Origin of the sequence: Shewanella sp. Actino-trap-3, assembly GCF_002836275.1 — a bacterium.
Lineage (GTDB): Bacteria > Pseudomonadota > Gammaproteobacteria > Enterobacterales > Shewanellaceae > Shewanella > Shewanella psychromarinicola.
The window spans coordinates 1,271,375-1,293,775 of sequence record NZ_PJCE01000001.1 but is presented as its reverse complement, the minus strand read 5'-3'; the positions used below and the strand labels follow the sequence as shown (position 1 = coordinate 1,293,775).

The window sequence follows — 22,401 nt, the reverse complement described above, 5'->3', positions numbered from 1 at the left end:
TATTATCCCAAGCAAAGATTAACGACTAAATGACTTGGGTAAAAGTTTGCTGGTGATTATAAAAATGTAATACATGGGCAAGTTCGTATTCTGATTTAGTTAATGGGCCATAAGCAAAGTGTGGCTTGAGTTCACCCTCATATTGCTGAAAATCACCTAAGGATTGTATCAAACGGTTCAAGGCGACGTTAACGTCGACATGTTCATCTAGTATTGGTGCCGCGGGAATAGATTCACTTAAGCTATGCGACATCGCCCCTTTAGTGGCAAAAACCGCAAACGCTAGTGTGCCAACCGTGTGCTTAAATACGGCAGATTTATGTTGCGGAAACCCGGTCATCGAAAACTCAACACTTTGGGCACAGTGGCTGAATACCTGGGCAGTGTTCCATTGGCCAGTACTTAGGCTTGCTAATTGCTCTGGTGGTAATAATGACATTTTATTCAGGATCGATAACAATGCGTTTAAATTAAGTAGCTTAGTATCCTTGCCTTGGTTTAACCACATCACACTCGCCCCCCCTAAGCCGATGGCTGCGCTCGCTACACCCACTTTTAAAAATTGTCTACGTTGCATTGTTTAGCCTCAATTTTTGATAGTTGCATGTGCATTATTGACGTTTAAGACAACCCAATTAGGATCTTTGTTGTCGATACATTTTTATAAAATATTCAATCTTATTTCAATAAGTATAACAACGACAAGCTGCTCATGATCTTTTATAACGATCTGTAGCCTAACTAATACGTTGCTATTCATTGGCATATCAGGAAATGAAATTTGATCCATTTCTGTTTCAGCTTTGCATATCGCTGTTTAGCGCTCACGGTTATTTGTTCGCAAATACTAATGTGGTTAGGTTTACTCAGTAATGCCTCATTAACTGAAATTGGGTGAGCTGAGTTGATCATTAATGCAGTCTCGATAAAATCGAGATCTATGTCTTAAATTTTATCTGAAAAATCAGTTATCTTAAGCTTAAGCGATTTCTTGAGTATTTTATTTATGTTTCAAATCTTTTCTGATTTGGCATCTTGGCTTATTTACAGTGTATTGGGCTTGTCGGCAGAGACAAAGCTCGGTGATGCGCTGCATTTCTTTGTCGAAGATGTCACTAAAATTTTTGCATTGCTCTTAGTGATGATTTATCTCATTGCCCTAATGCGGGCGTCGTTAAATGTGGAGCGAGTCAGGGATTATTTAGCCGGTAAACATCGAGGTGTAGGTTACTTGATGGGAGCTGGATTTGGTGTCGTCACCCCATTTTGTTCCTGTTCGAGTATTCCGGTGTTTTTAGGCTTCACGTCTGCGGGGATCCCTTTGGGGATCACCATGAGTTTTTTGATCACTTCGCCCTTAATCAACGAAGTGGCAATATTACTGCTGATGAGTTTATTGGGGATAAAGTTTACTCTTTTGTACGTCGCCGTCGGCATGAGTGTGGGCATGTTAGGAGGGTTATTTCTTGACACGATTAAAGCGGAACGTTGGTTGCAATCGTTTGCGGCAGAAGCGTTAAAACGTGGTCAACAAAAGGGCGGCGTAGATAAGGTTGATGATGGCGTCAGTGCAGAACCCTTGTCTTTGCCACAAAGGCATCAATTTGCCAAAACTGAGATGCTGGATATTTTTGGCCGGGTATGGAAATGGGTCATTATTGGTGTCGGTTTAGGTGCTGCATTACATGGTTTTGTTCCCGACGGTTGGATAGCGGCGCATTTGGGTGACGGACAATGGTGGTCTGTTCCTGCCGCTGTGTTGCTGGGTATTCCTCTTTATTCCAATGCGACAGGGGTTATTCCTGTGATGGAAAGCCTGATTATCAATGGTCTACCTATAGGCACCACATTGGCATTTTGTATGAGCACAGTGGCGGCAAGTTTTCCTGAGTTTATTTTGCTAAAACAAGTTATGCAATGGCGCTTACTGGCGATATTATTCTGTCTTTTATTAGTCGCGTTTACACTGGTCGGTTGGATTTTTAATGCACTAGCGCCAACCTTGTCATCTTCAATTTAAAAAATTAATTATTAAGGAATAAAAATGAAAATCATTAAAGTATTAGGCTCTGGTTGTAAAAAATGCCTTGAAACTGCCGAATTGGTCCAAGCCGTTGCAGATGAAAAGGGTGTAGCAATCAAAATCGAAAAAGTGACCGAGATGGCGCAAATTATGGCTTATGACGTTATGAGCACGCCAGCGGTGGTGGTAGATGAAAAAGTGGTTCATAAAGGCAGTAAACCCACTAAAGATCAAATAGCCGAGTGGATATAATTTGCCTCTGTAGCGATAAGTTGCTTGGGGCTATTGGCAGTAAATAAGCCGATAGCCTCTTTGGCATTGTGCTAGATTGTTATTGACTCTAGCGGACAGAGACATTGAAATCTTGCCAGTAACGTTTCTTTCCTCATGTTTATCTAAAAGCTTAAGGGTCATTAGTTCGGATCCTTCGCAATCGAGTGCCATTTGAAATAATAAAAGGGTGGACGAATAAGTCGCCGACAGGCTTTTATTGTAATGTTAATGCACCCTCAGTGCATGTGATCATGTCGATGATGACATTAATGGCATCATCGATTGCTGAATTTAACCATCATCGCGTTGAAATCATGACTCAAACATTAGCAAAGGTGCAATTAAAGGATAATAAAGGCTTACGCCCATAAAAGGACTTATGTTTTCATTGGGCGACGGTCATCACAATCCTGATACCGCGTCTCAGTTGATTGTCATCGGGCGTTTTACTAGTGATCATAAGGTGACGGATTGGACATTCTCGTTTGATTTATTTGGTTAATTGCCAGCAGGAAAAGTCATCAGTATGAAGGGGAAACGTAAAGCGACAGACCCCAAAAGGGTGTTTCAACTCTCCTTTGAGAATGCCAGCCAAATAATCTTTCCCAACGAGTTTCCCCCAATAACCATAAAGCAATGATCTCTTTATGTTGCTTGAATAAATGCTGAGTCACACAGGTGCCAGCATTTTTTAATGCTCGGTTTACAATCATTGAATCCAGTCGTCATTGCTGTTACATCGACATCCTTTTGTACTTTTGACGATAAGTAGTTGGAAGATGAAGCTGTTATAAGCATAATAGCCCAAACCATATCACATCAGCATTAGCGCGATAATTTGAGGATGCTTTGAGCTCGACACTTACCCAATCCGTTACCCACGAATTTAGCGAGCGCGGTGCGTTAGCAAGACATGTACATCATTATCACAATCGCCAAACCCAAACAGATATGGCGGTTGCGGTGAGTGAGGCTATTGCTAAAAAGCATAATCTGATTTTAGAGGCGGGTACGGGCGTGGGGAAAACCTTCGCGTATTTAATCCCTGCCTTGCTCAGCGGTAAGCAAGTGGTCATCAGTACTGGCAGTAAAAATCTTCAAGAACAGTTATTTCTCAAAGACTTACCTGCATTATTAACCATGCTTGATATTCATGTCCCTGTTGCATTACTCAAAGGGCGTAATAATTATTTATGCCAATTACGCCTTGAAAAACAGATGCAAATGGCCAATAAGTTTACTGAATATTACATTGATGATTTATTAAAAATTAACCAGTGGGCACATTTAAGTAAAGATGGCGATATCGGCAATTTAACCTCGGTGGCTGAACATTCTGAAGTGATCCCCACCGTCGTCAGCACCAAAGAAAGTTGTACCGGTAAAAAATGTGATCATTATGATGTGTGTTTTACCCGTAAAGCACGCATTAAAGCTATGGACGCTAAAGTGGTAGTGGTCAATCATCATTTATTTTTTGCAGACCGGTTATTGAAGGACTCTGGTTTTGCGGAGTTATTGCCAGACCCAGATGTTGTCATCTTTGATGAAGCCCATTTAGTGCCTGATATCTGTATCAGTTACTTTGGCAGCCACATTTCAAGTCGCGAAATTGATAAACGACTCAATGCGGTGATCAAACTGCATAAAGAAGTGATCCGCGACAGCATTCAACTTGAACAACTGGCTCAGCGTGGCTTAATTTCCCTCAGTGAATGGCACAACTTGATGTTTGAACATCAAGTCTCTGATTGGCGCAAAGTGCTTGCCCATAAAACACTTGCTAGTACATCTTGGAGCTTACACCAGGCGCTTGTCGATTTAGCCAATAATATGCAATATCATCTGGGTCGAGATGATCAACTCGATATTGCCTTTGAGCAATTACAGGCGCTGGCTGAGACATTACGTCATTATTTTGAGTGCCAAGACCTGCAAGCGGCTTACAGCGTAGAACTTGGCCCTCGGTTTATTATGCTTCGCATGAGCCCGATTAATGTCGCCAAACAATGTCAGCAATTGTTTGTTAAGGATACGCGTTGGATATTTACTTCCGCGACATTGCAAGTGAATCGCAGCTTAGCGCATTTTGCTAAAGAGTTAGGCTTGGCTGACTCAAAGCAACTCATTTTAGACAGTCCATTTGACTATCCCAATCAAGCCGTATTTTGCGTACCTCGTCATTTAGGCAAGGTGGGGCAGTCGCAACATTCAGCAAAACAACTGGTTGATGTGTGTGTTCAAGCCATTAATGCCGCACAAGGACGGACATTTATTTTATTTACCAGTCATCATATGCTGCAACAAGTCGCCGTAATGTTGCAAGGTAAAGTCAAGTATCCGCTTTTAGTGCAAGGGCAGGCCAGTAAACAAAGTTTATTGAATAAATTTCGACAACTCGGTAATGCGGTGTTGTTGGGAACCAGCAGTTTCTGGGAAGGAGTGGATGTTCGCGGTAAATTACTCAGTTGTGTGATTATTGATAAATTACCGTTTGTGTCTCCGGATGACGCATTATACAAGGCTCGAGCGGCTAATGCTGAGCGTCAAGGACTCGATCCTTTTGCCACTATTTCATTGCCGCAAGCGGTGATCAGTTTAAAGCAGGGCGTAGGGAGATTAATCCGTGATGAAAAAGATCGTGGTGTGCTTATCTTGTGTGATAATCGAATTGTGAATCGCGCATATGGGCAAGCGTTTATTAATTCATTGCCGCCAATGCAGCGAACTCGCGACTTAGAGCACGCACTGCAATTTTTAAAACAGATCCCTTAAGCTTTTTAAAACATCGCCCATCAGTTATCATAATGGGCTTATTTGTCGTGATTACCGAGTAACCCATCAAAATGCCTAAGCAGTTACATATCCTCGCGCTTGATACTTGCACTGAAACTTGCTCAGTAGCATTAACCATTAACGGCGACGTTTATGCTCGTATTGAAGATGCACCGCGTGAACATAGCCAACGTTTGTTACCTATGGTCGACGCCGTCTTAGCCGAAGCTAAAGTGACACTAGCCGATATTGATTTAATTGCTTATGGCCGCGGCCCCGGCAGCTTTACCGGTATTCGTATTTGTACTAGCATGACCCAAGGTTTAGCTCTGGGGCTAGATTTACCCGTTATTGGTATTTCTACGCTTACTGCCATGGCGCAAATGGCGATTGAGCTCGGAGCTTCACAGGTATTGTGTTGTATTGATGCCCGCATGAAAGAAGTGTATTGGGGACAATATATTGCCAAAGATGGTATTGCCACCTTAGTGGGTGAAGAACACGTTAGCGCGCCAGAAGCGATTGAATTGACACTCGATACTCAACAAACCATTAGTGTTTGTGGCACAGGATTTGAGGCCTATCCACAATTATTGAATATTGCGCCGCACATTACTCAATGCAGTCAAGCAACTTACCCAGATGCAAAAGCCATGATCGTGCTTGCGCAGCAAGGTTACCAACAAGGTTTACATACCTCTGTCGATGAACTTTCGCCTGTGTACCTTCGTGATACGGTCACATGGAAAAAACTTCCTGGCCGAGAATAGCCATTCGGTGTTATTTGACATAAAGTATAAGAGACAAACATAGGTAAACGGTATCGTTAATGACGATAAATGCAGCATTATTAATGGTCAATAATCAATCAGGCCCTATCAGTCTGAGCCAAACTGTTGCCGGAAATCGACCGATCATTGCGGCCCGCGAACCTATTATTATCAACCCTTCTGCTTCAGACCGTGAAGTTAAAGGCATTGAACCCCGTAACTTGGTCATTGTTGATGATTTAACCTTGGCGGCTAAACAGCAGGCACGTGTTGAATATGATCGTGATACCCATAGTCAACGTGGTGCCATAGCGCAATATTTGTCTACACAGCATTTTGTTAAAAGAGACGAAATTCAACAAATGGTTGGTATTGATTTATATGCCTAATGTATCGTGGTCTGCAATACCCAGTCGCAGCCGTTTTATGATTGAATTACTGCTGGCTTTTTTATTAACTCGATTTCCGTATATCTCTATTCCTTTTAAATGGTTCGAAAGCTATTTCCATGAATTATCTCATGGCATCGCGACGTTAATGACGGGTGGCTCGGTCAGTCATATTCAATTATTTCCAAACGGTGCAGGCCTTTGTTTTAGTCAAGGCGGCAGTAGCATATTAATTGCTTATGCCGGTTATTTTGGTGCCGCATTGTGGGGATATACAATCTTCCTCATGGCTACTCAAAAACAGACTATCCGGTTTACACTCACCCTGTTAGCCCTAACAGTGGCGGCTTCGTTACTTTTCTGGGCCCAGGATCTGTTAACAATTATTATTCTTAGCGTCTTGATAATACTTTTTTTGTTACCACTTAAATTAAAAAATAGTAGCCTATTAAACACCTTGCTGCGTATATTAGGCCTGATGATTATTTTAAACGCCATGGCCAGTCCAATGGTGTTATTGGGGTTAAGCAGCCAAGGCGATGCGGTTTTGTTAGCTAAAATGACTTGGCTACCAGCATGGTTGTGGGTAATGTCATGGCTAGCATTTAGTGGCTATATGTTGTGGCTCTGCTGGCGTAAAGTGGGTCGAAAAAAGGGAGTGTCAAAATGAAACGTAACATGATGTTAGGAGCCTTAATTGGCTTATCAAGTTTAGGTATGTCGACCGCCATATACGCAGCCGATAGTATGCCCGATAAAAAAGTGACGGCGCCGCAGGTCAATGCTGCTCTTGCTAAGGCGGTGGCCAGCGAATTTCGGTCTACAGAAAATAAACTGCGTGATCAATATCGTCATCCTGCAGAAACATTAGCTTTTTTTGATGTAAAACCAGAACAGACGGTTATTGAGTTATGGCCGGGTGGTGGTTGGTATGCTGAAATTCTTGCGCCTTATTTAGCCTCAAAAGGTCAATATGTTGCCGCCAATTTTGAAACTAAGCCTGCAGAAGATAACCGTCAAACGGCTTATTATAAATCAGCCGGTGTTAAATTTGAAAAATGGGTGAGTGACAACAAAGCCAGCGTTGGCAATGTTCAGTTTGTAACCCTCGATCCACCGGCTAAATTTTCATTAGGCAAAGATAACTCTGCAGACCACGTATTAACATTCCGTAATTTGCATAATTGGGCCATGAAAGGTGAGTTAGAAGGTGTATTTAAAGCCGCTTATGATGTGTTAAAAGTCGGAGGTTCATTAGGGGTCGTCGAGCACAGAGCAAACGTGGGGATGGCTGCAGAAAGTGGTTATATGGAACAAAATCAAATGGTTGAACTTGCCAATAAATACGGTTTTGAACTGACTGCGAACTCAGAATTAAATGCCAATCCTAAAGACAGCAAAGATTATCCCAAAGGTGTGTGGACATTACCACCCCGTTTAGCGATGGGCGATCAAGATAAACAAAAATACCTTGATATTGGTGAAAGTGATCGTATGACACTTAAGTTTACCAAAACTGCGGCTAAATAATCTGAACACGAAATAGTAAACGCATCTAAAATAGCACTTTGAGTCATATTGAATGTACATGTAATAGATTCACTATTGTCATGGTAATTCAGCATGTTAGCGGTACAAAGTGCACGTTTGCTGTGAAAAACTGACCTGTAAGTGGATAGTTAAGCAGATGATTAAGCCATGACCCCGTCTCCGCTCCCAATTTAGATCAATTCGTTTTGTAAAGTGAGCCCATCATGTTAAACGTTAACGTCGCCGAGATTCAATTGCCGTTGGCTCATATAACCCTTGCTGCGAAACGCTATGGTGATGCTAGTAAGCCGATGATATTGGCTTTGCATGGCTGGCTTGACAATGCAGACAGTTTTATTCCCTTAGCACAGGCTTTTGCCGATCAAGGTTTGTTCGATACATTTCAACTATTGTGCATTGATTGGCCTGGACATGGATTATCAGATCACCGTCCAGGGCGCTATCCATTGCATTGGGTCGATTACATTTATGATCTGCAAGCCGTGATCCATGCTATCGCACAAGATACCGGGCCGATTATTTTATTGGGTCATTCGCTTGGCGGCATAGTGGCGTCAGCTTATAATGCTTGTCTTGCTGAAAATATCCATAAACTCATATTAATAGAAGCACTTGCACCATTATCAGAGTCTTCCAGCCAAGCTAAAGATCGCTTACGTAAAGGTTTACTGCAACAACAACGTTTTAATCGTCAATTAGCCAGACCCGCTCCGACATATTTCTCTATGGACGTTGCGGTTCAAGCTCGCCACCAACTGACTGGATTGGCATTGCCATGGTGTGCACTGATCACCAAGCGTAATATGGCGCTCACTGATGGACAATATCATTGGCGCAGTGACCCAAGATTAAAGTTAGATTCGCTGAACCGATTTACGTTTGATCAGGTAGATGCGCTGATGACCACCAGTGACACGCCTTCTTTACTGATTATTGGCCATGATGGCTATAAACAATTAACCGCATCAACAGATCAAGCCAATAAATGGTTTACCCATATTGAAATAGTACATTTATCCGGAGACCATCACCTTCATATGGGAAATGCCCAACAGGTGGCCGAATCGATTGGAGCATTTATTCTAAATAGCCGTTAGCACTGGTTGAAATCGCTGTTATTTTTCGATTATTTATGTGACTATAGTCGAAAATTAAAACGCTTGTATGATTTAGGTCACGATAAGCATCATAATAAAGCCTGCGATAACAATATTAATGATACGCAGACAATAAAATATTTTACCACTGACGGGGTATGCACGTCTTAGCACAGTGGGTATTATTAGGAGACACTTGTGGACCAGCCTTGGATTAATAATTTACCTGAACATGTTCCGGCCGAAATTGACCCATCTCAATTCAGTTCTTTAGTACATATGTTTGAAGATTCAGTAGCAAAATATGCCGACCAACCTGCGTTTATTAACATGGGTGCGACGATCACATACCGCAAACTCGAAGAACGCAGTCGGGCATTTGCAGCTTACTTACAAAACGAACTGCATTTAAAAAAAGGTGATCGTGTCGCCCTGATGATGCCCAATTTGTTGCAATATCCTATTGCTCTGTTTGGTATTTTACGCGCGGGTATGGTGGTGGTTAACGTTAACCCACTTTATACTCCGCGGGAATTAAAGCATCAATTAGTCGATTCAGGTGCGAAAGCTATTGTAGTGGTGTCAAATTTTGCTCATACCTTAGAAAAGATTGTCGTTCAAACACCTATTGAATCGGTCATTATTACCAATCTTGGTGATCAACTCAGTGCACCGAAACGCACCTTAGTCAATTTTGTCGTTAAATACATTAAAAGATTAGTACCCAAATACCATTTACCTCATGCATTATCGTTTCGCGATGCCTTATCAAAAGGTCGTCGTCTGCAGTATATTAAAGCGGATATTACGGGTGCTGATTTAGCCTTTTTACAATATACCGGTGGCACAACCGGGCTATCTAAAGGCGCAATGCTAAGCCATAAAAACGTGGTGAGTAATGTTTTACAGGCCAATGGTGCTTACTCTCCAGCCCTTGATAATGGCACTGAGTTTGTGGTGACAGCCTTGCCGCTGTACCATATTTTTGCCCTTACGGTTAACTGTTTGCTGTTTTTGCACAAAGGCAGCAAAAATTTACTTATCACCAATCCTCGCGATCTTCCCGCATTTGTGGCTGAACTGAAAAAGTACCCGTTTACCGTACTAACCGGTGTTAATACCTTATTTAATGCTTTGGTGAACAATGAAGAATTCACCCAACTTGATTTTTCTGGCTTGAAACTGTCGATTGGCGGTGGTATGGCCGTACAACGCGCGGTCGCCGATAAATGGCAAAATCTGACTAAGACACGTTTATTAGAAGGTTATGGTTTAACAGAAGCATCACCTTTAGTGACTTGCTGCCCATATAACCTCAGTGGTTATAATGGATCGATTGGTTTTCCTGCACCATCGACCTTTATTCAAATCAGGGATGAAGATTCAAAGGTATTGGCTCAAGGCGAAACTGGCGAGTTATATGCTAAAGGCCCTCAAGTCATGCTGGGCTATTGGCAACGTCCGGAAGAAACCGCCACTGTAATTGATAAAGATGGTTGGTTAGCAACAGGCGATATTGGTTACATGGATGAAAAAGGTTTCTTTTTCATTGTTGATCGTAAAAAAGACATGATTTTAGTGTCAGGTTTTAACGTATTCCCGAATGAAGTGGAAGAGGTTGTTGCCCTGCACCCTAAAGTGATTGAAGTCGCTGCTGTTGGCGTTCCCAATGATGCCAGTGGCGAGTTAGTAAAGATTTTTGTGGTCGCAAAAGACAAATCATTAACCGAAGAAGAATTGATTAAGCACTGTCGTCATCATTTAACGGGATATAAAGTTCCTAAGCTGGTAGAATTTAGAGACGAATTACCGAAAACCAATGTGGGTAAAATTTTACGCCGACAACTTCGAGATGAAGTTAACAAAGCGTAAAATCAAAGCCGGCAACTGAGCCGGCTTTTTTATGCTTAGCTATTCTCAGTTGACTGCCATGGCCCACATCTATTTTTAGCGGAGCCTATTTTGTTAACGTTTGAATATATCAATGATGATGCCAGCTTATTGTCATTAGTTGAACAATACCAACAAAGCACCTTATTGGTGCTCGATACTGAGTTTGTCCGCACTCGAACCTATTATGCTAAATTAGGTCTTATTCAAGCCTATGATGGCAAGACCTTAGCATTAATTGATCCGGTCGCGATTACCGATTTAAGCCCTTTTTGGCAATTATTAACTAACCCGAAGGTTGTTAAGTTAGTGCATTCATGCAGTGAAGATCTTGAGGTGTTTGCTCATTACGGTGAATGCCAACCTAGCCCATTATTTGATAGCCAAATTGCTGCTAGTCTTGCCGGTTTCGGCCACGGTTTAGGATATGCCAAACTAGTCGATGCATGCTTGCAAGTTGAAATAGATAAAGGCGAGTCACGTACTGATTGGATGAAGCGTCCACTTACTGAAGCACAATTACAGTATGCAGCCAATGATGTGTTTTATTTGTATCAATTATATCCACAGCTCCAAGAGAAACTTGCGGCAAGCAATCGTATTGAATGGTTGTTTGAAGAAGGTCAGCGCATGACGGAAGGGCGTTTGTCATTGCCAGAAGGCGATAGCGTTTACCTTAAAGTAAAAAATGCCTTTCAGCTATCGAGTCAGCAGTTAGCCTATTTAAAAGTATTGGCTAAATGGCGACTAAACAAAGCGGTAAGCCGTAATCTTGCGCTCGGTTTTGTGGTAAAAGATCATGCATTAATTGCATTAGCCAAAAAACAACCGACCACGTTAGCAGAATTAGCTCAATTAAATGATTTAACGGATCAAGAAAAGCGCATCCATGGCAAAGATTTATTATCGGTAATGGCGACTGCAGATTTAGTTAATTTACCTGAAGAAGTTGATATTGTTGCGCTTAAGTCTGGTTATAAATCAGCTTTTAAAGAGGTTAAGAACGTCTTGACTGAATTATGTGAGCGTGAAAATGTTGCATTAGAATTTGTCGGTTCTAAACGCCATATTCATGAGTTTTTGTTATGGCTTTTCAATAATAAAACTACCTCAACACCTTTGCTACTAAGTGGTTGGCGAGGGATGTTGATCGGTGATTTGCTAGCGCAAGTACGTTTCAATTAATGCAATAAGATCATCAAACTAAAAAGGATACTTGCATTGCTGCAAGTATCCTTTTTGTTATTTTGTCCTAGCGATTTAATCTCAACCAGTGATAGTTACTTAGTATCAGGTAAAGTGACGTTAAGCTCTAAAACGGATAAATTGTCGTCATTTTGGTCTAACTGCACAGACACTTGGTCTTCTGATATTTGGACATATTTTCGGATAACTTCGATGATTTCTTGTTTCATCTTTGGAAAATAATCAGGTATACCGCGTTCTCCACGCTGATGAGCCACAATAATTTGTAATCGTTCCTTTGCCAATGATGCGGTATTGGGCTTTTTACTGCTTCTAAAATAATCAAGTATCGACATAATTAGCTCCCAAATATCCTTTTAAGGAATCCCTTTTTTTCTTCTGTGATAAATCGAACCGGCACATCGTCACCTAATAAGCGCGCAACGGTATCGCCGTATGCTAAACCTGCATCACTTTCTTGATCAATAATGACTGGTACTCCTGAGTTTGATGCTTTCAGTACCGATTGAGATTCAGGGATCACACCTAGCAATTCAATGGCTAAGATTTCCTTCACATCTTCAACGCTGAGCATTTCACCTGTTCTGACTCTGGCAGGAGAGTAGCGAGTTAACAGTAAATATTCTTTAATCGGTTCCAGAGATAATTCAGCACGACGTGAGCGACTCTGTAGCATACCTAAAATACGGTCAGAGTCACGTACTGAGCTAACCTCTGGATTGGTGGTCACAATCGCAATGTCGGCAAAGTAAAGTGCCATCATTGCACCTTGTTCAATCCCCGCAGGCGAATCACACACAATATAATCGAAATCTTTTGTTAAATTGTCAAGTACTCGACCCACGCCTTCTTTCGTTAGCGCATCTTTATCGCGTGTTTGAGACGCGGGTAAAATAAACAGTTTATCACAGCGTTTATCTTTAATTAATGCTTGGTTTAAATTGGCTTCACCATTGATAACGTTGACAAAATCATATACAACTCTGCGTTCACAACCCATTATCAAATCAAGGTTGCGTAAACCGATATCAAAATCGATAACAACGGTTTTTTTTCCTTTTAAGGCCAATCCGGTGGCAATTGCTGCACTGGATGTTGTTTTACCCACACCGCCTTTACCTGATGTGACAACAATAATTTGTGCCATTTATTTTTATGTCCTTGTATTTGCCGATTATTGGGGCAATGATTCAACAGTGAGGGATGCGCCATCAAGGCGAACACAGCCTCTTTGGCTTAGGTCGTATTGTTGCAAATGTTCAGTCAACCAATACTGTCCAGCAATCGATACTAATTCTGCTTCTAACGAGTTAGCGATAATCACACTTTGATTATCTCCCGCTGCGCCAGCCATGGCCTTGCCACGAAGAGCGCCATATATATGAATGCTACCATCTGCAATGACTTCTGCGCCATTACCAACCGCACCAAAAATGATTAAATCAGCATTTTGTGCGTATATTTGTTGTCCAGAACGCACATTTTGCTTAATAATTTTGGTTGCCCGTTTAGGCAACTCTGCTTTACGGGCTTGTTTGCCCGACTTTACCACGGCAATAGCCATGCACTTTGCTTGTTCAATTTGCGCTGGGCTTGCGTCGGTAATGCCAACAATAATAAGATTTCGGTCAATTAATAATTGTTTTAGCGCATTGAAATCTATGTGGGAATGCTGAATGGCAGATAAATTTAATACCAAGGGTGCGCCCAAAAAGAACTGAGGAGCTTGAGCCAATTTTGAGTCTAATTCAGATGCTATGATATCGAGATCGTTATGATTAATATGCAGCACTGACAATGTAAAAGACGTGGCCTTTAATTCGAGATTTTCTTTAGCCATCTCGGCGTGATTCTCCAATACTTCAGTGATAAACTGATTTACAATTATTTTCTTGTCTCACCATGTTATAGTGTGCTTAGTTGACTATCAAGTTTGAACCTTTGGAAATTTACACTAAAATGATATGTGCAGTATATAAAAGTGGTCGAAGAGCAGATACTTACCTTTTTGTTAAAAAACGTGATGTTTTTGATGAGGTTCCTGAGTCGTTAATGGAAATGTTCGGCACGCCTACATTAGTAATGATTGTCCCATTATCTAAACGAACTCACTTAGGTATCGCTGATATTAACAAAGTGAAGTCTGCATTGGCTGAGCAAGGCTTTTACTTACAAATACCGCCACCGCAAGTTAATTTACTCGAACAACACAAACAAGAATTAGCGCTTAAGACAGTAGCCCTTAAGAAATAAGCTCATTCTCAAAGGAGTAATCAAGACTAATATGATTCAAAAAATCATTTTAAGCGTATTTTTTTACTTCTTTTGTTCTAATATCTTGATGGCTGAATACAGCCATCGTGAATTTACTGACTACCTGTTACAGCTTCAACAGAAGTCGATAGCCGCTGGCGTTAATCAACTTACAGCAGAACGCTATATTGCTAATATTAAAATATTCAAAAAAGCCAATTTCAGCACCGACTTACAACCATCGACATCCTTAGAGTACTTTATCCCCCAAGCTGTTCCAGAAATTACTGTCAGTACTGCTAGAGCGATGTTTCAGCAGCATGAATCCCAAATAAATGACTTGAGTCGAATTTATCAAGTTCAGCCTCGTTTCCTTATGGCGTTATGGGGCATGAACTCTCGTTTTGGAGAGCGTCCGGGTCGTTTCCCTGGGCTATCTGTATTAGCCTCACTCGCATATAAAGGTGATAAAGAAGCATTCTACATTAACGAATTTATTGCTGCGCTTAAGTTAATCGAGCAGACAAATATAACCGAAGATTTATTGCTCAGTTCCTCATCTGGGGCGATGGGACAGATGCAAATAATGCCGAGCCAATTACTAAAGTACGGTGTCGATGCCGATAATGACGGTATAATCAATGTCTGGAACAGCACGGATGATGCCTTTGCATCAACGGCGAATATGTTGCACCAACAAGGGTGGCAATATGATTCTACATGGGGGCGACAGGTAAAAGCCACCATGATGTTAGATCCTAATTTGCATGGTTTAAGCACACATCACACATTCCCACAGTGGCAAGCCTACGGTGTCAGACGTTTCAATGGTAATGACTTACCGCAACGAAACGACATGGATGTGTCATTAATTGTGCCTGATGGACCGAAAGGGCGCTTATATTTGGTGTACGATAACTTCCGTTTATTGCATCAATTCAATGACACTTTGTACGATACCTTAGCGATAACTTACCTCTCTGAGAGAATTAAACAGTAAACTGAGGTGTTTTCGGTGTAAAATGCGGTCAAATTTCGATAAAAAGTTACTATAGATAGAAAATGATGACTCAGTTTTGGACAACCACACCTTTAGAAAACATGACACCCGAACAATGGGAGTCACTTTGTGACGGCTGCGGTAAATGCTGTTTAAATAAAATCATCGATGATGATACCGATGAACTTTATTACACTAAGGCAGCATGCCATCTATTAGACAACGACACCTGTGGTTGCCGTAGTTACCTTGATCGCTTTACTTATGTTCCTGAATGTACAGCCATTACTCCAGAAAATATCGCTGAATTGACTTGGTTACCTGACAGTTGTGCATATCGTCGCTTGCATCTTGGTAAAGGTTTACCGAGTTGGCATCCGTTGCTGACAGGAAGTAAAGAGGCCATGCACAGCGCGGGTATTTCGGTACAAGGCAAAACCGTCAATGAAATGAAAGTGAAATATTTAGAAGACTGTATTGTATTGTGGCCATTATTGGACATTGAATAATAAGTGTAATAAAACACCTGTTCGGGATCTAAATAGGTCAAATATTCCAGTTATAACCTAATCCTCCCTATCTTAAGCCCAGCAAAGGCTATAAAAGCCAAAAGACCTCAATGAGGTCTTTTGATGCTTAATCTATTCTTCACGCTTACTTTAGCTGGTTTATCTTGCTGGTTTAAGCGCCGGCAACAACATTAATAACCAGATTACACAATAAACAGCAAAACCAACCATCATCCACTGGGCCATGCTAACAGAAAGCCATGACCATGGTGAGTCACTGCACATGCCTGTCGGCGAGAATACTGAAGGCAACCATGTGTCCAATGGCATAAAGCTGGGGAACTCAGGGTAAAAAGAGCAAGTAGCAAAAGGTGACGGATTAACCTGCATATCATTTAATTCATACGCTAATCGTAAGCCCCACACGGCAGAGATTGCCCAACCGACCATACCTACTAGGCGTAAAAACCACACTTCAGGTTGTAACATGCCTATAAGCCCAGCCAGAAAAATACCGAGTACCGCAACTCGGATGTAAATGCACATCACACAAGGCGCTAGATCCATGCCATATTGAAAAAATAGGGCCGCTAACTCTAGCCAAATTGCGGATAATAACAATAAACCCCAAGAAATACGGCTACGACAAAACTGCTGTAATGGCGACAATTTCAGTCCCTAATAAACGTTGTGATAGAAAAAAACACCCTCAAATGAGGGTGTTCTAATAGACTGTAGAGACTTTAAGATAATTTAACTGCTAAGTCCAATAACGATATTTAATTAATGACCCATTGCAGCGCCAGTGATGTCCTTGGCTGAGTGGTGGATTAATAATTGCGTTTCATAAAGCATATCAGTCATATCGACTAAGAAACCGGTTTCAATAGCCAATACACCGACAATAGATAATACAATGGTATAAGGTAAAGCCATCCATACCATACGGCCATAAGACAAGCGAATTAACGGTGCTATAGCCGACGTTAACAAGAACAAGAATGCAGCTTGTCCATTCGGCGTTGCTACTGAAGGCAGGTTAGTACCGGTATTAATCGCCACCGCAAGCAAGTCAAATTGGTCTCGAGTGATTTGGCCACTCATCAATGCAGCTTTTACTTCATTAATGTAAACAGTACCCACAAACACGTTATCACTGACCATAGACAATAAGCCGTTAGCAATGTAGAAAATCACTAACTGCATATTTCCTTCATAACCTAATGCCCACTGGATAACTGGTGCAAACAAATCCTGATCAATGATCACACCAACAATGGCAAAAAATACCGCTAATAATGCAGTGAAAGGCAGTGCTTCTTCAAAAGCTTTTCCGAGTGCATGTTCATCAGTAACGCCATTAAATGCAGTGGTTAAAATAATAACAGATAAACCAATGAGGCCAACAGAAGCTAAGTGAAGTGCCAAGCCTGCAATTAACCAAACACCAATTAAGGCTTGGACAACCAGTTTCATTTTATCTTGATCTGTTCGGTGCGAGTCTTCATGGGCTGCATAATCAGATAAAATACGGTGTACAGCGTCGGGTAATTGAGCGCCATAACCAAAAACTTTGAATTTTTCGACAAGAAAACAAGTCAATATACCCGCAACCAATACAGGCATGGTCACTGGGGACATTCGTAGAAAGAATTCGCCAAATTGCCAATGGGCCTGCGCAGCAATGATCAAGTTTTGTGGTTCACCAACCATGGTACATACACCACCTAACGCGGTACCAATACCTGAGTGCATTAATAAGTTACGTAAAAAGGCTCGGAACGCTTCCAATTCATCGTGGTCAAGCTGTCCAGTTGTTTCAGAAGTATGGTCATGACTAGCATCGTCACTGTTACCATCACTAAAACTCTTGCCTGACGCGACTTTGTGATAGATAGAGTAAAAACCTACTGCAACAGCAATAATAACCGCGATGACCGTTAAGGCATCTAAAAACGCAGACAAAAAAGCTGATGCAATACAAAACATCAAGGACACGATAATTTTAGAACGCACTTTTGTGATCATTTTGGTAAATACGAACAGTAGTAACTGTTTCATAAAGTAAATACCGGCGACCATAAAGATCAAGAGTAATAAAACTTCTAAGTTGGCTTCAATTTCATGAAGAACCTGTGAGGCCGATGTCATACCGATAATTACGGCTTGTATGGCTAACAAACCACCGGGTTGCAATGGATAACATTTAAGCGCCATGGCAAGGGTGAAAATAAATTCAACCACTAAAACCCAGCCGGCGAAAAATGGACTGACATAAAAAAACAGCAGGGGATTAATTACTAAAAACGCCAAAATTGCGTATTTATACCATTTAGGTGATTTGCCTAAAAAATTGACAAACAACGCCTTACCTCTGGTTACAGGCATAGTAGCCTCTCCGATATTGTTATTGTGACGGTATGGATACCATATTTGATAGCTTACAACACATCATTATGTTCAACAGATTCGGAAGAATAGAGGCAACTCACATTCGAAAACTTGATAAAAATCAATTTTTGGTTAATTGAGTTAAAATGCCATTCGATAAATAGAGGATTATGACCCATTATTTTCTGTTTAATAACGATATCTTGATATAGCAAACAATGAGTTAGTACAAGAATGTATGTGGCTAACGCTGCATGGCTGTTATTTTATCGATAGTGTAGCCTAAAAAAAATCGAATTGTAACGTTGTTATTTGGTAAAAAAAACAACATAAAGATAATAAAATATCTACATCAGTATATACTAAATCTGTTTGGTTTTATGACTTAAATTACTGATATGTTCATGATTACAGTGGTTTAATGTGATGTGCATTCAATTAATGACATTTGAATAGACTAGAGTTGTTCGAAAATCAATCGTTAAGAGAGTGGTGATTAAACAATGGTTTTTATTTTCCACCGCTCTGGTATGATCAGTAATAATAGTTTCGTCATTGTTTAGCAATAGGATATGAAGGCTGATGATCATCAATGCCAAAGGGCCAGCAAGTTTTGCCGAGAAATATATTGTTCGTTCCATTTGGGAAAACAAATTTCCACCTGGTTCCATTTTACCTGCTGAACGTGAGCTTTCTGAACTTATCGGTGTTACTCGCACGACGTTAAGAGAAGTGCTACAACGTCTTGCTCGAGATGGTTGGTTGAAAATCCAACATGGTAAACCTACCCAAGTGAATAACTTTTGGGAAACGTCTGGGTTGAATATTTTAGGGACGATTGCTGATTTAAATCCTGATGGTTTTCCATTATTAGTCGATCAACTAATGGCTGCTCGTGGTAACGTCAGTAACATATATTTTCGGGCATCAATCCGTCACAATCCCGAAAAAGTGGTTGAAGTCTTGGCCGGTATTCACAGCTTAGAAAATGAGGCTGAAGCGTATGCTGAATTTGATTATCAATTGCATCATACATTAGCCTTTGCATCAGGCAACCCATTGTATGTTTTGATTTTAAATGGATTCAAAGGCCTTTACAATCGTGTTGGACGCTATTACTTTTCAAGCCAAGAAGCGCGTGAATTAACCATGCGTTTTTATCTTAAACTTGAAACGCTAGCTAAAGACAAAAATTATACTGATGTGCCTTCGCTAATGCGTATTAATGGTATTGAAAGTGGCAAAATGTGGCAAAAGCTGCGCGATGATTTGCCCGCTGAAATGGGTCATGATAATAGCTAATTAACGTTAGTTGTGAATCATGATCCTTGCTTAATCCGCTTGGGATATCCAATCATAGATATAAAAAAACCAATCACATTGATTGGTTTTTTTGTCTGTTAATTATGGCTCGATATCTGTGCTTAGTTAGGTCAGGTGGATATGCTGTACTCTTTTGTTTCAGGGCAAGTAGAGAGTGTGCTAATGTCGCCTGAGTCATCAATTTGTTCTAATGTGACGTTAAACCCCCACAACCGATGCAAATGTTTTAATACCTCTTGATGGTTGTCTGCGAGCGGAATGTTGTCAAATGGAATGTACCGTAAGATAATAGATCGATCACCGTCAACTTGCACTTTCTGCACCTGAATATTGGGCTCTATATTCGACAGGTTATATTGTTGCGATAAAATGTTGCGAATGTCTTGATAACCTTGATCATCATGAATGGCTGATATTGAAAGTTGACTGCGTTTTTGGTCATCTAAAACGCCAAATAATTTAAAGTCACGGATCACTTTGGGTGATAAATATTGGCTAATAAAACTCTCATCTTTAAAGTGCTCCATGGCAAAATGAACCGTAGTGAGCCAATCGCTACCTGCTATATCTGGGAACCACTTTTTATCCTCATCCGTTGGCGTTTCACAAATTCGTTTGATGTCGATAAACATTGCAAACCCTAATGCATAAGGATTAATTCCGTTGTAAGAAGGACTATTGTAGGCCGGTTGTGCGACTACCGCGGTGTGATTTTGTAAAAATTCGAGCATAAAACGGTCGGTGACTTTACCGGTATCATATAAGTGATTCAGGATAGTGTAATGCCAAAAAGTCGCCCAACCTTCATTCATGACTTGGGTCTGCTTTTGTGGATAAAAATACTGTGCCATTTTACGTACAATGCGCACTAATTCACGTTGCCAAGAGGCTAATAATGGCGCGTTTTTTTCAATAAAATATAAAATATTCTCTTGGGGTTCGCTGGGGAAAATGGCTGTCGTTTTAAGGTTGTCTTTTTGTGGTGATGTCGGCAGCGTTCGCCATAAGTCATTTACTTGGCTCTGTAAATAATTCTCTCGCTCTTGTTGTCTTGCTTGTTCTTCTTTAAATGACACTTCAGCAGGACGCTTATAGCGGTCAACACCGTAATTCATTAATGCATGGCAAGAATCTAAGATCAGTTCGACTTGTTCAACACCATAACGTAATTCACATTCACGGATATAATTTTTAGCAAATACTAAGTAATCGATAATAGAGCTTGCATCAGTCCAAGTGTTAAACAAATAGTTATTTTTAAAAAAACTATTATGTCCATAACAAGCATGAGCCATAACTAACGCTTGCATGGTGATGGTATTTTCTTCCATTAAATAGGCAATGCAGGGGTCTGAATTGATAACAATTTCATACGCCAAGCCCATTTGACCACGTTTATAGCCTTGTTCTGTTTGGATAAAACGTTTTCCAAATGACCAATGAGTATAACCAATCGGCATCCCAATACCTGCATATGCATCCATCATTTGTTCTGCAGTAATGATTTCAATTTGATTCGGGTAAGTATCAAGCTTAAAAAAAGCCGCTGCTTTTTCTATTTCTTGTTGATATTGTTTTAGTAAATCAAATGTCCACTCGGGTCCATCATCTAACGGGTTACGTTTTTTTTGAACCATGATAGCCCCCTATATAGCTTGTTTTTTAAAAAGTTCGCGAAATACAGGGTAGATATCTTCAACTTGGTGAATATGCTGTACCGCAATGTTATCAAACTGCTGTTGTAGTTGTTCATACTGGTCCCACAGCGTCTGATGAGCTCGATGGCTTATCTCTATATAACTGAAGTAACGCACTTTTGGTAAAATATGTTTCGCCAGTATGTCATGGCAAGTTGGGGAGTCATCAGACCAATTATCGCCGTCAGATGCTTGAGCAGCATAAATATTCCATTCACTTTCAGGGTAACGCGCTTGTTGTATTTCGTGCATCAGTTTTAACGCACTTGATACGATAGTTCCACCGGTTTCTTGTGAGTAAAAAAACTCGTGTTCATCAACTTCTTTGGCTTGTGTATGGTGGCGAATGTAGACCACCTCGAGGTTTTGATAACTGCGAGTAAGAAATAGGTACAGCAGAATATAAAAACGCTTAGCCATATCCTTGGTGGTTTGATCCATAGAGCCAGATACGTCCATTAAACAGAACATTACCGCTTGGCTGGAGGGGATTTCACGTTTGGCATAGTTGTTATAACGTAAATCAAAGGTATCAAGAAAGGGCACTTTAGCGATTTGCTGCTTGAGTACTGATATTTGTTCTTTAATGGCTAAAATTATCTCAGCTTTGGCCCCTGGCGTATCTTCAAGTAACGCTAATTCGGCTTCTAATTGTTTGAGCGCTTTCTTTTTTCCACCACTCATGGCAATGCGCCTTGCAAGTGATGAACGTATCGATCTGACAATATTAATATTGGCTGGTACACCATCATTGGTGAAGCCTGCACGGTAAGTTTGGTACTCTATCAGTTTATTGAGGCGGTTTTTTTGCAAGTTGGGCAATTCTAAATCTTCAAATAACAGTTCCAAATATTCATCTTTTGATATTTGAAACACAAAATCGTCATCTCCCTCACCAGAGTTTGAAGCTTCGCCCTGTCCAGATCCATTTCCTTGTCCGCCCTTAGGGCGTTGAATTTGATCACCGCGATTAAATTGATCATTACCCGGGTGAACACGATCACGCTTCCCGCCTTGACCTTGTCTAAACAGCGGTTCACTGAGATCTCGAGTCGGAATACTGATCTCTTCTCCTTTATCAATATCAGTGACACTGCGACGTGTTACCGCATCACCGACGGCTTTTTTGATTTGTTTTTTGTAACGTTCAATAAAACGCTGCCGATTAACGGTGCTCTTGCCTTTTGCGTTGAGTCGTCTATCAATAAAATTAGCCATACGCCTCTCCCAAGTCATATTTCTGCCAGAGTCATT

At 40.9% G+C, this 22,401-nt stretch carries 23 protein-coding genes; 15 read left to right on the top strand and 8 right to left on the bottom strand.

All coding sequences use genetic code 11. From position 1 onward, the window contains the following. Positions 1-25: 25 nt before the first annotated feature. Positions 26-577, bottom strand: a complete 552-nt coding sequence (locus CXF80_RS05545) for a DUF1569 domain-containing protein (RefSeq protein ID WP_101031941.1) — start codon at positions 575-577, stop codon at positions 26-28. Between the two features lie 429 nt (positions 578-1,006). Here CXF80_RS05545 and CXF80_RS05540 point away from each other — a divergent pair, with 429 nt between their 5' ends. The 11 genes from CXF80_RS05540 (at position 1,007) to rnd (ending at position 11,953) form a co-directional block, all read left to right on the top strand. Then, positions 1,007-2,020, top strand: a complete 1,014-nt coding sequence (locus CXF80_RS05540; RefSeq protein WP_101034681.1) for a permease — start codon at positions 1,007-1,009, stop codon at positions 2,018-2,020. Positions 2,021-2,044: 24 nt separating this feature from the next. Then, positions 2,045-2,275 carry a thioredoxin family protein gene (locus tag CXF80_RS05535; protein ID WP_101031940.1) on the top strand — a complete coding sequence of 77 codons (231 nt, stop codon included), beginning with the start codon at positions 2,045-2,047 and terminating at the stop codon, positions 2,273-2,275. A 185-nt stretch (positions 2,276-2,460) separates the two neighbouring features. Beyond that, positions 2,461-2,667, top strand: coding sequence for a hypothetical protein (locus CXF80_RS20055; protein WP_157822186.1), 207 nt, complete (start codon positions 2,461-2,463; stop codon positions 2,665-2,667). Between the two features lie 478 nt (positions 2,668-3,145). Continuing rightward, complete coding sequence (locus CXF80_RS05530) at positions 3,146-5,071, top strand: ATP-dependent DNA helicase (protein WP_101031939.1); 1,926 nt, start codon at positions 3,146-3,148, stop codon at positions 5,069-5,071. A 71-nt stretch (positions 5,072-5,142) separates the two neighbouring features. Then, the gene (gene tsaB / locus CXF80_RS05525; RefSeq protein ID WP_101031938.1) at positions 5,143-5,841 is read left to right on the top strand and encodes a tRNA (adenosine(37)-N6)-threonylcarbamoyltransferase complex dimerization subunit type 1 TsaB; all 699 of its coding nucleotides are present in this window, start codon (positions 5,143-5,145) and stop codon (positions 5,839-5,841) included. A gap of 59 nt (positions 5,842-5,900) precedes the next feature. Beyond that, positions 5,901-6,230, top strand: coding sequence for a hypothetical protein (locus CXF80_RS05520; protein WP_101031937.1), 330 nt, complete (start codon positions 5,901-5,903; stop codon positions 6,228-6,230). Then, positions 6,223-6,900: a M50 family metallopeptidase gene (locus CXF80_RS05515; protein WP_101031936.1), complete on the top strand. Its 678-nt coding sequence runs from the start codon at positions 6,223-6,225 to the stop codon at positions 6,898-6,900. The genes CXF80_RS05520 and CXF80_RS05515 overlap by 8 nt, the downstream gene beginning before the upstream one ends. Continuing rightward, entirely contained in the window at positions 6,897-7,760 is an 864-nt protein-coding gene (locus CXF80_RS05510; RefSeq protein ID WP_101031935.1) for a class I SAM-dependent methyltransferase, read from the top strand. The genes CXF80_RS05515 and CXF80_RS05510 overlap by 4 nt, the downstream gene beginning before the upstream one ends. 224 nt (positions 7,761-7,984) lie before the next feature. Then, positions 7,985-8,878: an alpha/beta hydrolase gene (locus tag CXF80_RS05505; protein ID WP_101031934.1), complete on the top strand. Its 894-nt coding sequence runs from the start codon at positions 7,985-7,987 to the stop codon at positions 8,876-8,878. A gap of 198 nt (positions 8,879-9,076) precedes the next feature. Next, positions 9,077-10,750 (top strand): long-chain-fatty-acid--CoA ligase FadD, encoded by a 1,674-nt coding sequence (gene fadD / locus CXF80_RS05500; RefSeq protein WP_101031933.1) that lies wholly within the window; start codon positions 9,077-9,079, stop codon positions 10,748-10,750. 90 nt (positions 10,751-10,840) lie between these two features. Next, complete coding sequence (rnd, locus tag CXF80_RS05495) at positions 10,841-11,953, top strand: ribonuclease D (protein WP_101031932.1); 1,113 nt, start codon at positions 10,841-10,843, stop codon at positions 11,951-11,953. A gap of 95 nt (positions 11,954-12,048) precedes the next feature. Here the strand turns inward: rnd and minE are convergent, their stop codons facing one another. From minE to minC, 3 genes are read right to left on the bottom strand one after another with little or no spacing between them, the layout of a single operon-like run. Further along, on the bottom strand, positions 12,049-12,309 hold the full coding sequence (gene minE, locus CXF80_RS05490) for a cell division topological specificity factor MinE (protein WP_101031931.1): 261 nt from the start codon (positions 12,307-12,309) through the stop codon (positions 12,049-12,051). A 2-nt stretch (positions 12,310-12,311) separates the two neighbouring features. Continuing rightward, positions 12,312-13,121 carry a septum site-determining protein MinD gene (minD, locus tag CXF80_RS05485; RefSeq protein ID WP_101031930.1) on the bottom strand — a complete coding sequence of 270 codons (810 nt, stop codon included), beginning with the start codon at positions 13,119-13,121 and terminating at the stop codon, positions 12,312-12,314. 27 nt (positions 13,122-13,148) lie between these two features. Beyond that, a complete protein-coding gene (gene minC, locus CXF80_RS05480) occupies positions 13,149-13,814 on the bottom strand; it encodes a septum site-determining protein MinC (protein WP_101031929.1) in 666 nt (221 codons plus the stop codon). 119 nt (positions 13,815-13,933) lie between these two features. Between minC and CXF80_RS05475 the strand changes: the two genes are divergently transcribed. The 3 genes from CXF80_RS05475 to CXF80_RS05465 all read left to right on the top strand — a co-directional run bounded on the left by CXF80_RS05475 (position 13,934) and on the right by CXF80_RS05465 (position 15,736). Further along, a complete protein-coding gene (locus CXF80_RS05475) occupies positions 13,934-14,227 on the top strand; it encodes a YcgL domain-containing protein (RefSeq protein ID WP_101031928.1) in 294 nt (97 codons plus the stop codon). Between the two features lie 31 nt (positions 14,228-14,258). Then, positions 14,259-15,227, top strand: coding sequence for a lytic murein transglycosylase (locus CXF80_RS05470; protein WP_101031927.1), 969 nt, complete (start codon positions 14,259-14,261; stop codon positions 15,225-15,227). Between the two features lie 62 nt (positions 15,228-15,289). After that, complete coding sequence (locus CXF80_RS05465) at positions 15,290-15,736, top strand: YcgN family cysteine cluster protein (RefSeq protein ID WP_101031926.1); 447 nt, start codon at positions 15,290-15,292, stop codon at positions 15,734-15,736. Between the two features lie 159 nt (positions 15,737-15,895). Here CXF80_RS05465 and dsbB read toward each other — a convergent pair whose 3' ends face one another. Then, positions 15,896-16,405 carry a disulfide bond formation protein DsbB gene (gene dsbB, locus CXF80_RS05460; protein WP_101031925.1) on the bottom strand — a complete coding sequence of 170 codons (510 nt, stop codon included), beginning with the start codon at positions 16,403-16,405 and terminating at the stop codon, positions 15,896-15,898. 114 nt (positions 16,406-16,519) lie between these two features. After that, positions 16,520-18,124 (bottom strand): sodium/proton antiporter NhaB, encoded by a 1,605-nt coding sequence (nhaB, locus tag CXF80_RS05455; RefSeq protein WP_101031924.1) that lies wholly within the window; start codon positions 18,122-18,124, stop codon positions 16,520-16,522. A 585-nt stretch (positions 18,125-18,709) separates the two neighbouring features. Here nhaB and fadR point away from each other — a divergent pair. After that, positions 18,710-19,429 (top strand): fatty acid metabolism transcriptional regulator FadR, encoded by a 720-nt coding sequence (gene fadR / locus CXF80_RS05450; RefSeq protein WP_101031923.1) that lies wholly within the window; start codon positions 18,710-18,712, stop codon positions 19,427-19,429. 131 nt (positions 19,430-19,560) lie between these two features. Here fadR and CXF80_RS05445 read toward each other — a convergent pair whose 3' ends face one another. Both CXF80_RS05445 and CXF80_RS05440 read right to left on the bottom strand, forming a co-directional pair. Continuing rightward, positions 19,561-21,087, bottom strand: a complete 1,527-nt coding sequence (locus tag CXF80_RS05445; protein WP_101031922.1) for a SpoVR family protein — start codon at positions 21,085-21,087, stop codon at positions 19,561-19,563. 9 nt (positions 21,088-21,096) lie between these two features. Then, positions 21,097-22,365, bottom strand: coding sequence for a YeaH/YhbH family protein (locus tag CXF80_RS05440; RefSeq protein WP_101031921.1), 1,269 nt, complete (start codon positions 22,363-22,365; stop codon positions 21,097-21,099). Between the last annotated feature and the right edge of the window lie 36 nt (positions 22,366-22,401).